This is a genomic window from Streptomyces sp. NPDC014870, assembly GCF_043081505.1.
In the GTDB taxonomy this organism is placed as follows: Bacteria; Actinomycetota; Actinomycetes; order Streptomycetales; family Streptomycetaceae; genus Streptomyces.
In genome coordinates this window covers 250,234-263,829 of record NZ_JBIBWQ010000006.1, presented here as the reverse complement: position 1 = coordinate 263,829, position 13,596 = coordinate 250,234, and the positions used below count along the sequence as shown (strand labels likewise).

The following is a 13,596-nucleotide window of genomic DNA, read 5'->3' as shown; positions in this document are numbered from 1 at the left end:
GGAGAACCCCTGATGACGCGCCTGCGCATCGCAGTTGACGACGAAGCCCTCGCCGAGGCCGCCGAGTCGCTGGGTACCGAGACCGTCGAGGAGACGATTCGTGTTGCCCTCCGTGAGGTCGTCGAACGCCACAAGCGGTTGAGGGAGGGCGACGATGACCATGCGCGTCACACACGTCAGTGATGCGTGTGCGTCTCAGACGTCCATCGGGAGGAGCCGGAACGCCTTGTGCCCGGTGAGCGGGCGCATGGCGCGGAAGTCGCGCTCATCGATGGTGAGGAGGCAGTCCGTCCTGTACTCCTCGGCGAGCGCGACGTTCATGGCGTCGGCGAGGTCGACGGCGAGACTCGCGTAGCGAGCCATCACGGCGGCCGCGGTACGCAGCATGCTCTCGTCGATCGTCGGGATGACCATGCGCGTGCGAGCGACTTGGCTGAGGATCCACGACAGTGCGCGGTGCGATTCGGCCGCGCCGAGTTGGCGCACCTCGCTCGGGCGACGCCCGCCGGAACGAAGCTTGACCGCCCGGCGGATCATGTGATCCGTCTCGGTCAGTACCGTCGGCGGGACGACGATGAGCCCGGCCTCCTGCATGGCCGACTGGAGGGCCGCCTGCTGCGGATGGGCCCGGTCAAGAGCGCCGAGGAGTGCGCCCGTGTCGGCGATGAGGATCACGCGGCGTCCTCGTCGCCCTCGCCGTAGAGTTCCTCGCGGACCCGGTGGGCGAACTGGGGGTCACCGCTGTCGAACGTGGGAAAGTCCAGAGGCTCTTCCCAACGACGTTCTCCCATGGCGGCCAGGTGGATACCCCGTCGGATGATCTCGGCCTCGGGGATTCCCTTCCGCGCGGCGGCCTCCTTGATGATCGCGAGATCCCGCTCGTCGACATGTACCGTGGTCCGCTTCAGCGTCATATGCGTATGCTAGCGCATGCATACCTTGCGCGGCCCGAACGCCCAACGGTCCTAGGACCAGAGACCGGTCTTGCCGTTCCCGCCCGCGCGAAGTGTTGCGGCGGGATGAAATCGCACGCCAGCCGCGTTGGAGCCTTCCGGTAGAGCAGGACGAACGGGAGGCACCACGTGGCAGCGGCGGGGCAGAAACAGGCGGAGCGGCAGGCTGCGGCGCCGCAGGGGCAGGGGTGGGCGCGGCGGCTGAGCGCGTACGCCTGGCGGTACAAGGCCAACGTCGTGCTCGCCCTCGGCTCCTCCCTCGCCGGGATGGCCGTCCTCGCGCTCGTGCCGCTCATCACCAAGGTCATCATCGACGACGTCATCGGCGCGAAGACCCGCTCCCTGACCGTCTGGACCGGCCTCCTCATCGGCGCCGCCCTCGCCGTCTACGCCCTCACCTACATCCGCCGCTACTACGGCGGCCGGCTCGCCCTCGACGTCCAGCACGACCTGCGGACCGAGATGTACGCCACCATCACCCGGCTCGACGGGCGCCGCCAGGACGAGCTGTCCACCGGCCAGGTCGTCGGCCGGGCCACCAGCGACCTCCAGCTCATCCAGGGCCTGCTCTTCATGCTCCCGATGACGATCGGGAACTTCCTGCTCTTCCTGATCTCGCTGGCCGTCATGGCCTGGCTCTCCCTCCCGCTCACCCTCGTCGCCCTCGCCGTCGCCCCCGCCCTCTGGTTCATCGCCAAGCGCAGCCGCGCCCGCCTGCACCCCGCCACCTGGTACGCCCAGGCGCAGGCCGCGACCGTCGCCGGGGTCGTCGACGGGTCGGTGACCGGCGTCCGCGTCGTCAAGGGCTTCGGCCAGGAGGACCAGGAGACCGGGAAGATCCGCGAGGCCAGCCGCAAGCTCTTCGCGGGCCGTCTGCGCACCATCCGGCTGAACGCCCGCTACACCCCGGCGCTCCAGTCCGTGCCCGCCCTCGGCCAGGTCGCCGTCCTCGCGCTCGGCGGCTGGCTCGCCACCCGCGGCCAGATCACCCTCGGCACCTTCGTCGCCTTCTCCGCCTACCTCGCCTCCCTCGTCGGCCCCGTCCGCATGCTCGCCATGGTCCTCACCGTCGCCCAGCAGGCCCGCGCCGGCGTCGAGCGCGTCCTGGAGCTGATCGACACCGAGCCCCTCATCGAGGACGGCACGAAGGAGCTGCCGGCCGACGCCGAGGCGACGGTCGAGTTCGACGACGTGACGTTCGCGTACGAAGACGGGCGCCCGGTCCTCGACGGCTTCAACCTGGAGATCCGGGCCGGCGAGACCGTCGCCGTCGTCGGCGCCTCCGGCTCCGGCAAGTCGACCGTCTCCCTCCTCCTGCCGCGCTTCTACGACGTGTCCCACGGCGCCGTCCTCGTCGGCGGCCACGACGTCCGCGAGCTGACCCAGGACTCCCTGCGCGCCGCCATCGGGCTCGTCCCCGAGGACAGCTTCCTGTTCTCCGACACCGTTCGCGCCAACATCGCGTACGGCCACCCGGACGCCACCCAGGAGCAGATCGAGACCGCCGCCCGCGCCGCCCAGGCGGACCGTTTCATCGCCGGGCTGCCCGACGGCTACGACACCAAGGTCGGCGAGCACGGCCTCACCCTCTCCGGCGGCCAGCGCCAGCGCGTCGCCCTCGCCCGCGCGATCCTCACCGACCCCCGGCTGCTCCTCCTCGACGACGCCACCTCCGCCGTCGACGCGCGCGTGGAGCACGAGATCCACGAGGCCCTCGCCTCGGTGATGGCCGGCCGTACCACCCTCCTCATCGCCCACCGCCGCTCCACCCTCGGACTCGCCGACCGGATCGCGGTCCTGGACGACGGCCGGCTCTCCGACATCGGCACCCACGCGGAGCTGGAGGAGCGCTCCGCGCTCTACCGGCGCCTCCTCACCGACCCGGACGAGCTCGGCGGCATCTCACCCGGCCACACGCTCCCGGTGGAAGTACCCGAGGACCGCACCCTCCGCGCCGAGCTGGACGCCGAGTTCGACGCCGAACGCGGTATCACGCCCACCCTCTGGGTCCGCGAGGAGACCGAGAGCGAGGAGTCCCAGGCACCCGGGGCCACCCCCGAGCTGCTCGCCGCCGTCGAGGCGCTGCCGCCCGCCACGGACACCCCCGACATCGACGAGACCCGTGCGGTCACCCCAGAGGACTCGTACGGCCTGCGCCGCCTCCTGCGCGGCTTCAAGGTCCCCCTCCTCATCAGCCTCGGCCTCGTCGCCGTCGACGCCGGCATGGGTCTGCTGCTTCCGGTCCTGATCCGGCACGGCATCGACGACGGCGTGAACAAGCTCGCCATGGGCGCCGTCTGGGCCGCCTCCGCGCTCGCCCTGCTCACCGTCGTCGTGCAGTGGTTCGCCCAGACCGCCGAGATCAAGATGACCGGCCGCACCGGCGAACGCGTCCTGTACGCCCTGCGCCTGAAGATCTTCGCCCAGCTCCAGCGGCTCGGCCTCGACTACTACGAGCGCGAGCTGACCGGCCGGATCATGACCCGGATGACGACGGACGTGGACGCCCTGTCGACGTTCCTCCAGACAGGTCTGGTCACCGCCTTCGTCTCCGTCACGACCTTCTTCGGCATCATGGGCGCGCTGCTCGTGCTCGACCTCCAGCTCGCCCTGGTCGTCTTCGCGACGCTCCCGGTCCTCGCCGTCGCCACGTACTTCTTCCGCCGCTCCAGCGTGAAGGCGTACGAGCTGGCCCGCGAGCGGATCAGCGTCGTCAACGCCGACCTCCAGGAGTCGGTCGCCGGCCTCCGCATCGTCCAGGCCTTCCGCCGCGAGCACTCCGGCGTCGCACAGTTCGCGGCCCGCAGCGACGAGTACCGCGAGGCCCGCGTCCGAGGCCAGTGGCTGATCTCGATCTACTTCCCGTTCGTCACCCTGCTCTCCTCGGTGGCCGCGGCGGCGGTGATGATCGTCGGCGCGAACAGGATCGAAGCCGGCACCCTCACCACCGGCGCCCTGGTCGCCTACCTCCTCTACATCGACCTCTTCTTCGCCCCCGTCCAGCAGCTCTCCCAGGTCTTCGACGGCTACCAGCAGGCCACGGTCTCCCTGAAGCGCATGCAGGAACTCCTCCAGGAGCCGACCTCGACGGCCGAGGCGCCCGAGCCCCGCGAGGTCCTCTCCCTGCGCGGCGAGATCGCCTTCGAGGACGTGACGTTCGCGTACGGAGACGAGGAAGAGGCCCTCAAGGAGATCGACCTCCACATCCCGGCGGGCCAGACGGTCGCGTTCGTGGGCGAGACGGGCGCGGGCAAGTCCACCTTGGTCAAACTGGTCGCCCGCTTCTACGACCCTACTTCCGGCCGGGTCACGGCCGACGGGGCCGACCTCAAGGACCTGGACCTCACCTCGTACCGCCACCGGCTCGGCGTCGTCCCGCAGGAGGCGTACCTCTTCCCCGGGACGATCCGCGACGCCATCGCATACGGCCGCCCCGAGGCGAGCGACGCCGAGGTCGAGGCGGCGGCCCGCGCGGTCGGCGCGCACGACATGATCGCGACCCTGGACGGCGGCTACCTCCACGAGGTCGCCGAGCGCGGCCGCAACCTCTCCGCGGGCCAGCGCCAGCTGATCGCCCTCGCCCGCGCCGAGCTGGTCGACCCCGACATCCTGCTCCTCGACGAGGCCACCGCCGCGCTCGACCTGGCCACCGAGGCCCAGGTCAACCAGGCCACCGACCGCCTCGCAGGCCGCCGCACGACCCTGGTCGTCGCCCACCGCCTGACGACGGCGGCCCGCGCGGACCGCGTCGTCCTGATGGCACACGGCCGCGTCGCCGAGGACGGCACGCACGACGAACTCCTGGCGAAGGGCGGCGCGTACGCGACGCTCTGGAAGGCCTTCATCGGCGAGGAGGAGCCGGCAAGGGCACTCTGAAACCCCCGGACGCAACCACCCGGGCCCCTCCTGCGTCGTACGCATGTACGGCAAGGAGTCGGGAGGGGATCCAGGTGTTGTTTGGGTTCAAGGTGACGAAACACGGCCGCCGCCTGCTCGGCCACGCCTTGGCGGTCCTGCTCACGACCACCACCCTCACCCTCGCCGGCCCGGCCGTCGCGACCGCCGACGCCGCCTCGCTCTGCGTGGGCCGTCCGTCGAAGACCGTCACCTTCCCGGGCGGCGAGCTCCGCCTCTACCGCAGCCGCCAGTACGTCTGCGCCACCACGGTCGCCACCCACCCCGGCGCCCGCCGCGCCATGTCCCTCTCCCTCCAACCCCGAGGCGGCCGCCCGGCGGTCGACTCCGGCCGCTACACCCGCCAGGCCGGCCCCATAACGGTCCACGCCCTCAACCGCTGCGTCCGTGCCTCCGGCTCGATCGCGGGCCGGGGGACGTCCACGGGGTGGGTGCTGTGCTGACGGTGTGACCTGGCTGTTCGCACGAGGCCCCGACGGCTAGATCATCAGGGGCGGTCAGACGGGTGGTTGCCGCTCTTGAGGCTGGAGACGAACAAGGCCCATCCGACAGTCGTGAAGACAAGTGCGGGGCCGGCTGGGGACTTGGAGTCGCGGACCGGAATTCCCGAGGTATGGCCGTCCAGAACCTCGACGCAACTCCCTGACTCGTTCCCGCTGTAGGACGACTTGCGCCAGCCGCTCAGCGTGGAGGAATCCGAGGCTGGACGCCGAGACGCCGGAGAACGTGCGCGAGGTGAGTCAGGTGCGCTTCTCTGAGGTGGTGCGGAACCGCAGAGCGACCTCGGCGGCCTCGGAGAGACTCTTCTCGTCTGCCAGCATCACGTGGCCGGATGTGTCGGAGTCGGTCCATGCGCACACGATCGGGCGTCCGGCGTTCGATGCCATGAAGCCACAGCTCAACTGGCCGCCCCAGGGCCCCGCCTCGAAGGCGGTGACCTCGGTCGCCCGCGCGCCGACGAAGAAGTTGCGCAGCTCTTGCGTCGTAGTGTCCGAGCGCTTCTTCTCGGCCAGCCCCGCGTCCCATTCGACGGCATTGATCTGGAGCACGGCGCCCATCGGCCCCTCACCGGGACCGTCGTAGAACCAGCGCTTGCCCGAGGGCGCCCTCCTCCCGGAGGCCAGCTCAGCGTACTCGGCGGCCTCCGCGCCGGTGAGTAGCCGGTACGCGCCGACGCGCGGGGCGGCGTCGATGACGCGCTTGGGCTCCCGGGGCCCCGCCGCGACGGATGGAGCCTGGGTCGCGGGCTCCTGGACGGCGGGGGCCGCGTCGGCGGCAGGCGGCTCCCCCTCGTAGGTGACCGCCCGCACCAGACCCGCGGCGGCAACGGCCAGCAGTGCGCCGCGGACGATGTTGCCTCGGCGTACGGCAAGCGCACCGGCTCGCTCGGCGTCAACCGCACTGGTCGGCACTGGACCGCGGCGCCAGGTTCGGGTGGCGAACCAGATGACAGCCATGGTCGCGGCGGTGACAAGTAGCGCCCCCAGCGACTGGCCGTCTGCGAAGCTCTGCGAGGTGGTGTCGACGGACAACGTGATCATGCCGGAATCGTAAACGGGCTCGTATGCGCGTTCGCATGGGGGCGTAGTCGCGATCACGCAGCGGCAAACGCCATATGGGGCCAAGGCTTCGGCAAAGTCGCGTGATGTCTGGTTTGTGATCACGTGAGCCCGAGGAGTGCAAGGGGTCGTTGGGGGTCGCGGGCGTTGCGTCGCAGGGCGGCGGCGATGCCGTGGACGCCTGCGAGGCGGGGTGCGCCGATGGCCAGGTTGCGCCAGGTCGGCATTGCTCGGGGAACGTTGCCGGTACGGAGCTGGGAAGCATCCTCGGCGAAGGTCACGTCACGGATGTGGTGCAGTGCCTCGATGGACCAGTGGCCTCGGATCAGGGCGGCGAGCTGTGTGGGGGGCGGCGCCGTCGGCAGGCAGGCTGGTGACCGCGTAGATCGTCTTGATGGTGACCTTCCCGGTCTTGCGGTTCGTTCGGCGGCGTTTGAGCTGGATGGCCTGGCGGGCGTGCGGGAACAGCGGGCTGTTCACGGTGGCCACCTTGATGCGGCGGATCTCCCCGCGGCCGTGAGCGACCTCCCGGGTGCGTCCCTGGAGCGGGATCTGCTGCCAGGGAAGGGATTTGAGCTGTCTGCGGAGCTTCTTCTGGTTGCCCTTGACGATCACGATGTAGTGCGCGGACCGTCCGGTGACCAGGTAGTCGGCGTGCTCGCGCTGGGTGTGCAGCGCGTCGCTGGTCACCACGGCACCTGCGATGCAGGCAATGGTGTCGAGCAGGGGCTGGAAGCAGGTGATCTCGTTCGTCTTCTCACCGACGTCGAGCTGGGCGAGCACCGTGCTGCCGGTGTGGTCGAGGGCGGCGAGCAGGTGGATCTTCCGACCGTTCGCCCGGGCGGCACCACGCAGGCTCTTGCCGTCCACGGCGATCGCCCGCAAAGCTCTGGCCTGGGCCTTCTTCGGTCGACGGTCGGCGAGCCAGCTGCCCACGGCTCGGTCAAGCGCATCGGCGTCGATGCGGCCCGGGACCCGACGGATGGTCGCCTCGCCGGCACCTTGTGATGCGCGATCAGCGGATCGTGCCGGGCTCCCAGCGCGAGGAGGGCGTCCTGAGGGGCGTCGGCGGCCCACTCGCTGATCGCCAGCAGCGAGGCGGGAGCCTCGGGAGCGGGGCAGGACCTCACGTACGGTCTGGGCGGGTGGACGCGGGCGAGTATCCCGATGATCCAGGGAATCGCCGACGCCACCGGTGACCGTATCCCCGATCTGTGGGCCGTCATGGCCGACGGCACACTCCGGTTCTACCCGGGTGGCCCGGACACCCACGGTGCTCCGACCAAGGTCGGAGAGGTCGGCTGGACCGGGTTGCTCGCCCTCGGCTGAGGTCGGGCCGGTACGAGAACGGGCGGACCGGGATGCCCGGTCCGCCCGCTCGCGTTTCTACCATGTCCGATCGCTGCTACGGCGTCACGCTGAACAGCATCCGCTTGCCCGGGTGTTCGGTGACCGTCCAGAGGCGGTTCGGGGAGCCCGGCCAGACCGAGTAGTCCTCGACGCCGATCGCGGACGTGCGGCGGGGGGACGTCTCGACGAGGCGGCCGGTGGCGGTGTCGGGCCTGGCGATGAGCATCCTGCCGTTCGCCTGGCCGCGGCTCTGGCTGAGGTAGTACGTGCCGTTGACGACCGCGGCTCCCTGGATGCCGCCGTTGTCCTGCTCCGAGGCGAGGAACGGGACGCGGTACGCCTCGTTCGCCGCCCAGTAGCCGTTGGCGTTCAGGGCCGGTGTGCCGCCGCTGGTGTTCATCGGCCAGCGGATGACCCGGCCGGTCGTGAACGCGTCGGTGACCTTCGCCTTCTCGCACCACTCACCCGTGGTGATGTGCCGGGTGGCCGAGGAGCGGTCCAGGCTCGCGAAGCTGGTCTTCGGGGTGACGTCCGTGGCCTGGCAGGTCTTGTCCTCGTCCTGCATGTCGCACGGCGTGCCCGGCGGCGGCTCGACCGTGTCGCAGGCGGAGTTCGTCCAGCCGTCGCTCTGCGGGAGGATGTAGCGGTAGCCGTGGGCGTTGTACACGCCGTCCTGCCTGCCGATCGCGGTCTTGGACTTGCCCCACTTCTCGGCCGGCAGCGCGCCCAGGTCGATGATGTTGCGCAGGTCGAAGACGCGGAAGCCGCGGTTGGTGTCCGCCACGTACAGGTAGTAGCCGTACCAGACCATGCCGCCCGCGTGCAGCGAGCCGTACTGCTTCCCACCCGGCGTCGAGTAGTGCTGCGACGTGCGCACGCTCATGTAGCTGGCGTTGCCCGAGTCGTTGATGAACGGGTACACCAGCAGGACGTGGGCGTACTTCCCGGTGCTCGCGTCGATGAAGGAGATCCGGACGCCCTTGCGCTCGGTGTTGGTGCCGCCCTCGTCGACGTCGTCGGCCTTCTTGTCGCCGTTCCAGTCGTCCTTGTTGTACCAGGTGACCAGCATCGGCTTGTGGTCCGCCGGGTTCCAGCCGGTCTCCGGGTCGCCCCAGGTCTGGTCCTCGTCGGCGTCGGCGACCGTGGTCACGCCCTGGGGCCACCACTCGGAGTCGCTGTTGCCGTTGTCGGAGTCGTCGAAGCAGAAGCTCTTGGCGAAGCCCTGCGGGGTGGTGCCGGACTCGACGGCCGCCGGGTTGCAGACGCTGTTGCTCCACTGGCCCGTACGGCCGCTCGTCTGCGCCTCCTTCAGCAGCGAGTTCACGCCGATGTTGGGCAGATCGGCGTTGAGTCTGTCTATTCGGCCCTGGAGCTCCGTCTTGTTGGAGAGCGGGCGGAGCTCGAAGTTGGAGAGGTCGAGCCCGGGGTCGGGCGCGGCCTGCGCGGGTGTCGTGGCCAGCAGTGAGGCGGCGACGGTGGCCATCAGCGCCACCATCGCCCTCACCCGGTAACTCCTCGTCATGTGTCACTCCCGTGTCGTGCCTTGTGCTGCATGGCGTGCGGGAGTTTAGGTGATCGGTACACAGATCCTGAGGGCGGGTAAGGGGCAACTGGGTCTGGCGGTACGCACGTTGACCCCGCTAGGTTCGCGGCACCGTTGTGAATCAAGGGGAGGGTGAATGCGCAAGTCGCTGAGATGGCTGATGTCGCTCACGGTGCTCATAGGCACCGTCGGCGCGAGCGGCGCGGCTACCGCCGCCGAGCCGGCCACCGGCAGCCCGACCGCCGTCGCGGACAGCGCCGTCGGTACGGACATCAAGGACCGCATCCTGGCGATCCCCGGGATGAGCCTCATCGAGGAGAAGCCGTACGCCGGTTACCGGTACTTCGTCCTCGAGTACACCCAGCCGGTGGACCACCGCCGTCCCTGGAAGGGCACGTTCAAGCAGCGGCTCTCGCTGCTGCACAAGGACACCGACCGGCCCACCGTCTTCCACACCAGTGGCTACGGTCTGAGCACCACCCCCAGCCGCCGCGAGCCCACCCGGATCATCGACGGCAACCAGGTCTCCATGGAGTACCGCTTCTTCACGCCGTCCCGGCCGCAGCCCGCCGACTGGACCAAGCTGGACATCTACCAGGCCGCGAGCGACCAGCACCGCATCTTCACGGCGCTGAAGAAGATCTACGGCAAGAAGTGGCTCTCCACCGGCGCCTCCAAGGGCGGCATGACGGCGACGTACTACGAGCGCTTCTACCCCCGTGACATGGACGGCGTCGTCGCCTACGTGGCGCCGAACGACGTCAACAACAAGGAGGACTCGGCCTACGACCGGTTCTTCGAGAACGTCGGCACCAAGGAGTGCCGCGACCGGCTCAACGCGATGCAGCGCGAGGCGCTGATCCGCCGCGAGCCGCTGCAGAAGAAGTACAAGGAGTGGGCGGAGAGCGAGGGCGCGACCTTCAACACCGTCGGCTCCCTGGACAAGGCGTACGAGGCCGTCGTCCTCGACTTCGTCTGGGGGTTCTGGCAGTACTACGGCCAGGACGTCTGCGCCGACGTGCCGGACGCGGCCACCGCGAGCGACGACACCGTCTACCAGACGATCGACGCCTACTCGGGCTGGTCCTTCTACACCGACCAGGGCCTCGACCCGTACACGCCGTACTACTACCAGGCGGCCACCGAGCTGGGCTCGCCCAGCATCAAGCTGCCGCACCTCGACGGCCTGACCCGCTACGGCTACCAGCCCGCGCGGAACTTCGTGCCGAGCGAGATCCCGACCACGTTCAAGCCGTGGGCCATGCGGGACGTCGACACCTGGGTCCGCCACAACGCGCACCAGATGCTCTTCGTCTACGGCGGCAACGACCCGTGGGGAGCGGAGCCGTTCCGCCTCGGCAAGGGCGCCCGTGACAGCTACGTCCTCACGGCCCCCGGCGCCAACCACGGCGCCCAGGTCGCCGGTCTCGTCGAGGCCGAGCGGACCAAGGCCACGGCCCGCATCCTGGCCTGGGCCGGGGTCGAGGCACCGGCCGTCCAGGCCGGACAGCCCCTGGCCCGCTTCGACGCCCGCCTCGACAAGCCGGCGGACGACGAGCTGGAGCGGGAGCGCGGCGTCCGTCCGTAACCAAGGACCTGTGCCCGGCGGTCAGGCTTCACAGCCGCCGGGCACAGCCCACCGGCCGCTCCCCGCCCAGCGCCACGAACAGCGCGGTCGTGGACGGGCAGTGGTCACGGCTCGTGACCGCCGACACGACACGGAAGACGGGCGGCCGTTCCCCCGAACCGTCGCAGGCGGTCTCCTTCACCCGGCCCCCGCCCGAGGGGCCCGGGGACGAGCTGTCCGACGACGAGGGTTCCGAGGGCGCGACGCAGTCCCCGACGACGGTGTTCGGGCCGCCGCCCTCCCCGGGGTCACCCGGATGCGGCGGTTCCAGATTGCGCATGCAGGCGTAGCCGCGCGGCACCGAGCCGTCGCCGTCCTCGTCCGCCGCAGGGCGGCCCTCCGAGACGTGCAGGACGAAGTCGGTGCTCGGCGGGCAGGTCGGGGCACCCGAGGTGAGCCCCTGGTACCGGGTGGTCACCCGGGCGACGGCCTTCTCGCTCGTGCACGGGACCTCGCGGAAGACCGTCCCGCGCGTGGAGCAGTCCCCGGGGCCGAGGAACGACGCCCCGGGATCGTGCGGCGTGCCCGTGCCCGTGCCCGTGTACGTGACGGGGTGCGGCGGCCCGCCGTCCGGGGCCTGCCGGCATCCGGTCAGGGAGAGCAGGAGCAGCAGCCCCACGGTCCATGCCACGGGGCTGGTGAGAGCGCGCATGAAAGACCCCCCGATCTCGGTGTCCAGCGTCGCCCGCCGGAGCGGGCGGACGCCAGGGAGAACGGGGGGCCTGCGTCACTGGTTACGTCTCGTGTAGGACAGGCCGTGGCCGACCGGGTACAGCACCCGCGTGGGATCGTCCGCCCGCTGTACGGGGACGGGCAGACGGCCCTGCGGCCGGGCGTGCCCGGCGATCACCCGGACGGCGGCCCGCAGTTCGACATCGGTCCAGGAGTACGCGGCGAGGGTGGCCCGCTGCCCGGAGAGCCGGGCGATGTCGTACGGGTTGCGGATCGCGACCGTCACCACGGGCACCCCGGTCGCCACGAGCCGGTCGACGAGGGTGCGCTGCGGGCTGGTCGCCGAGACGTTGTACGTGCCGACGACGACCAGGTCCTTGCCTGCGGCGGCCGCCACCGCCTCCTCGATCTTCGCCGCCGTCGGGGTGATCCCGGTCGACAGCGCGGTGGCGGTGAAGCCGAGCGAGGTGAACTCGGCGGCCAGGGTGGTGGTCGGCGGGCCCGTGGTGCCCGAGGGCGAGGCCGGGTCGGCCCCGACGACGAGCACCTTGCCGTGGCTGCGGCGGCTGACCGGCAGGAAGGCGCCCTCGTTGAGGAGCAGGGTCGTGGTGGCCTCGGCGATCCGGTCGGCCCGGGCGAGATGGGACCGGGTGCCGACCGTGCGGTCCACTCCGGCGAGCGTCACGTACGGGCGGCGGAAGAGCCCCAGCTTCGCCTTGAGGCGCAGGATCCGCAGGATCGATTCGTCGAGCCGCGCCTCGGTCAGCTCGCCGTCCTGGACGGCCTTGCGGACCGCGTTCCAGGCGACGTCCAGCTTCGGCGGGTTGAGCAGCTGGTCGACGCCGGCCTTGAGCGCGAGGACCGGCACGCGGTCGTCGCCGTACTTCGTCCGGACGCCCTCCATGCCGAGGGAGTCCGTCACCACGACCCCGTCGTAGCCGAGTTCCTCGCGCAGGATGCCGGTGAGGATGGGGCGGGAGAGGGTCGCCGGGTCCTCGCTCGGGTCGAGCGCGGGGACGACGATGTGCGCGGTCATGATCGAGTCGATGCCGGCGGCGATCGCGGACCGGAACGGCGGGGCGTCGAGTGCGGTCCACTGCTCGCGGGTGTGGGTGATGGTCGGCAGGCCGTAGTGGCTGTCGACGGCGGTGTCGCCGTGCCCGGGGAAGTGCTTGGAGGTCGCCGCGACCCCGGCCGACTGGTACCCCCTGACCTGCGCCGACACCAGGTCGGCGACGGCCTCGGGGTCGGAGCCGAAGGAGCGCACGCCGATGACCGGGTTGGCCGGGTTGACGTTGACGTCGGCGACCGGCGCGTAGTTCTGCCGGATGCCGACGGCCGCCAGTTCGGCGCCCGCGATCCGGGCGGCCTCGCGGGCGTCGGAGCGGGACCCGCCGGCGCCGAGCGCCATCGCGCCGGGGAGCAGGGTGGCAGGCGCGCCGACCCGGCAGACGATGCCGTGCTCCTGGTCGGTGGAGATGAGGGCGGGTACGGGCGTGGGCTGCGCGAGGGCGGCCTGCTGGATGCCGTTGGAGAGGGCGGCGATCTGGTGCGGGTCGCGGGTGTTGTGCGCCCAGGAGAAGTAGATGACGCCGCCGACGTGGTACTTCTCGACCAGCTCGGCGGCGGTGCGGACCCCGATCTCCGAGAGGTTCAGGTCGATGTCGGCCTGGTCGGGGGCGGTGGCCGAGTGGCCGTACACCCGCATGACGAAGAGCTGGCCGACCTTCTCCTCGAGGGACATCCGGGAGATGAGCGCTGCGAGCGTACGGTCGTTCGTCGCGTCGCCGGTCGCCTGGGCGGGGGTGGCGACTCCGGTGACGGCGGCAGCGGCGGCTGCGGCGGACACCGTGAGAAGCGTGCGTCGGGAGGGGGTGGGGGAGGGGGAGTGGGCGCGGTGGTGCAACTGATGCTCCTTCCGGCCGTGCAGGATGGGGAGGGACGTTGGTGAAGGAAACTTCCAAGGAGCACGGATAG

The 13,596-nt window shown here is 70.7% G+C and carries 14 protein-coding genes; 5 read left to right on the top strand and 9 right to left on the bottom strand.

Annotated features, from left to right (window positions below; all coding sequences use genetic code 11):
- The first annotated feature begins 12 nt into the window (after positions 1–12).
- Positions 13–183, top strand: a complete 171-nt coding sequence (locus ACF09C_RS19180) for a type II toxin-antitoxin system VapB family antitoxin (protein ID WP_392092655.1) — start codon at positions 13–15, stop codon at positions 181–183.
- Between the two features lie 12 nt (positions 184–195).
- Here ACF09C_RS19180 and ACF09C_RS19175 read toward each other — a convergent pair whose 3' ends face one another.
- Positions 196–675 carry a PIN domain-containing protein gene (locus tag ACF09C_RS19175; RefSeq protein WP_392092653.1) on the bottom strand — a complete coding sequence of 160 codons (480 nt, stop codon included), beginning with the start codon at positions 673–675 and terminating at the stop codon, positions 196–198.
- Positions 672–914 carry a ribbon-helix-helix protein, CopG family gene (locus ACF09C_RS19170; RefSeq protein WP_392092651.1) on the bottom strand — a complete coding sequence of 81 codons (243 nt, stop codon included), beginning with the start codon at positions 912–914 and terminating at the stop codon, positions 672–674. Before ACF09C_RS19170 ends, ACF09C_RS19175 begins: the two co-directional genes overlap by 4 nt.
- Positions 915–1,082: 168 nt before the next feature.
- On the opposite strand from ACF09C_RS19170, the gene ACF09C_RS19165 reads away from it, so the two are divergent.
- Positions 1,083–4,829 (top strand): ABC transporter ATP-binding protein, encoded by a 3,747-nt coding sequence (locus ACF09C_RS19165; protein WP_392092649.1) that lies wholly within the window; start codon positions 1,083–1,085, stop codon positions 4,827–4,829.
- A gap of 77 nt (positions 4,830–4,906) precedes the next feature.
- Entirely contained in the window at positions 4,907–5,311 is a 405-nt protein-coding gene (locus ACF09C_RS19160) for a hypothetical protein (RefSeq protein WP_392092996.1), read from the top strand.
- A gap of 44 nt (positions 5,312–5,355) precedes the next feature.
- Here the strand turns inward: ACF09C_RS19160 and ACF09C_RS19155 are convergent, their stop codons facing one another.
- From ACF09C_RS19155 to ACF09C_RS19140, 4 genes are all read right to left on the bottom strand, one after another.
- The gene (locus ACF09C_RS19155; RefSeq protein WP_392092994.1) at positions 5,356–5,553 is read right to left on the bottom strand and encodes a DUF397 domain-containing protein; all 198 of its coding nucleotides are present in this window, start codon (positions 5,551–5,553) and stop codon (positions 5,356–5,358) included.
- 55 nt (positions 5,554–5,608) lie between these two features.
- Complete coding sequence (locus ACF09C_RS19150; protein WP_392092647.1) at positions 5,609–6,409, bottom strand: hypothetical protein; 801 nt, start codon at positions 6,407–6,409, stop codon at positions 5,609–5,611.
- A gap of 119 nt (positions 6,410–6,528) precedes the next feature.
- Positions 6,529–6,708 (bottom strand): hypothetical protein, encoded by a 180-nt coding sequence (locus ACF09C_RS19145; protein WP_392092645.1) that lies wholly within the window; start codon positions 6,706–6,708, stop codon positions 6,529–6,531.
- A 1-nt stretch (position 6,709) separates the two neighbouring features.
- The gene (locus tag ACF09C_RS19140; RefSeq protein ID WP_392092643.1) at positions 6,710–7,363 is read right to left on the bottom strand and encodes an ISAs1 family transposase; all 654 of its coding nucleotides are present in this window, start codon (positions 7,361–7,363) and stop codon (positions 6,710–6,712) included.
- A gap of 231 nt (positions 7,364–7,594) precedes the next feature.
- Here ACF09C_RS19140 and ACF09C_RS19135 point away from each other — a divergent pair, with 231 nt between their 5' ends.
- Complete coding sequence (locus tag ACF09C_RS19135; RefSeq protein ID WP_392092641.1) at positions 7,595–7,756, top strand: hypothetical protein; 162 nt, start codon at positions 7,595–7,597, stop codon at positions 7,754–7,756.
- Positions 7,757–7,832: 76 nt separating this feature from the next.
- Here ACF09C_RS19135 and ACF09C_RS19130 read toward each other — a convergent pair whose 3' ends face one another.
- Complete coding sequence (locus ACF09C_RS19130) at positions 7,833–9,299, bottom strand: hypothetical protein (RefSeq protein ID WP_392092639.1); 1,467 nt, start codon at positions 9,297–9,299, stop codon at positions 7,833–7,835.
- A 157-nt stretch (positions 9,300–9,456) separates the two neighbouring features.
- Between ACF09C_RS19130 and ACF09C_RS19125 the strand changes: the two genes are divergently transcribed.
- Positions 9,457–10,908: an aminopeptidase gene (locus ACF09C_RS19125; protein ID WP_392092638.1), complete on the top strand. Its 1,452-nt coding sequence runs from the start codon at positions 9,457–9,459 to the stop codon at positions 10,906–10,908.
- 28 nt (positions 10,909–10,936) lie between these two features.
- Here ACF09C_RS19125 and ACF09C_RS19120 read toward each other — a convergent pair whose 3' ends face one another.
- Both ACF09C_RS19120 and ACF09C_RS19115 read right to left on the bottom strand, forming a co-directional pair.
- The gene (locus ACF09C_RS19120; RefSeq protein ID WP_392092636.1) at positions 10,937–11,599 is read right to left on the bottom strand and encodes a hypothetical protein; all 663 of its coding nucleotides are present in this window, start codon (positions 11,597–11,599) and stop codon (positions 10,937–10,939) included.
- Between the two features lie 75 nt (positions 11,600–11,674).
- Positions 11,675–13,468: a glycoside hydrolase family 3 protein gene (locus ACF09C_RS19115; protein WP_392092635.1), complete on the bottom strand. Its 1,794-nt coding sequence runs from the start codon at positions 13,466–13,468 to the stop codon at positions 11,675–11,677.
- Positions 13,469–13,596 lie beyond the last annotated feature (128 nt).

What these genes read in the sequence shown, in the direction of transcription:
- ACF09C_RS19180 (WP_392092655.1), top strand. Translation starts at nt 13, where the DNA reads ATGACGCGCCTGCGCATCGCAGTTGACGACGAAGCCCTCGCCGAGGCC.
- ACF09C_RS19170 (WP_392092651.1), bottom strand. Translation starts at nt 914, where the DNA reads ATGACGCTGAAGCGGACCACGGTACATGTCGACGAGCGGGATCTCGCG.
- ACF09C_RS19150 (WP_392092647.1), bottom strand. Translation starts at nt 6,409, where the DNA reads ATGATCACGTTGTCCGTCGACACCACCTCGCAGAGCTTCGCAGACGGC.
- ACF09C_RS19135 (WP_392092641.1), top strand. Translation starts at nt 7,595, where the DNA reads ATGATCCAGGGAATCGCCGACGCCACCGGTGACCGTATCCCCGATCTG.
- ACF09C_RS19130 (WP_392092639.1), bottom strand. Translation starts at nt 9,299, where the DNA reads ATGACGAGGAGTTACCGGGTGAGGGCGATGGTGGCGCTGATGGCCACC.
- ACF09C_RS19125 (WP_392092638.1), top strand. Translation starts at nt 9,457, where the DNA reads ATGCGCAAGTCGCTGAGATGGCTGATGTCGCTCACGGTGCTCATAGGC.
- ACF09C_RS19120 (WP_392092636.1), bottom strand. Translation starts at nt 11,599, where the DNA reads ATGCGCGCTCTCACCAGCCCCGTGGCATGGACCGTGGGGCTGCTGCTC.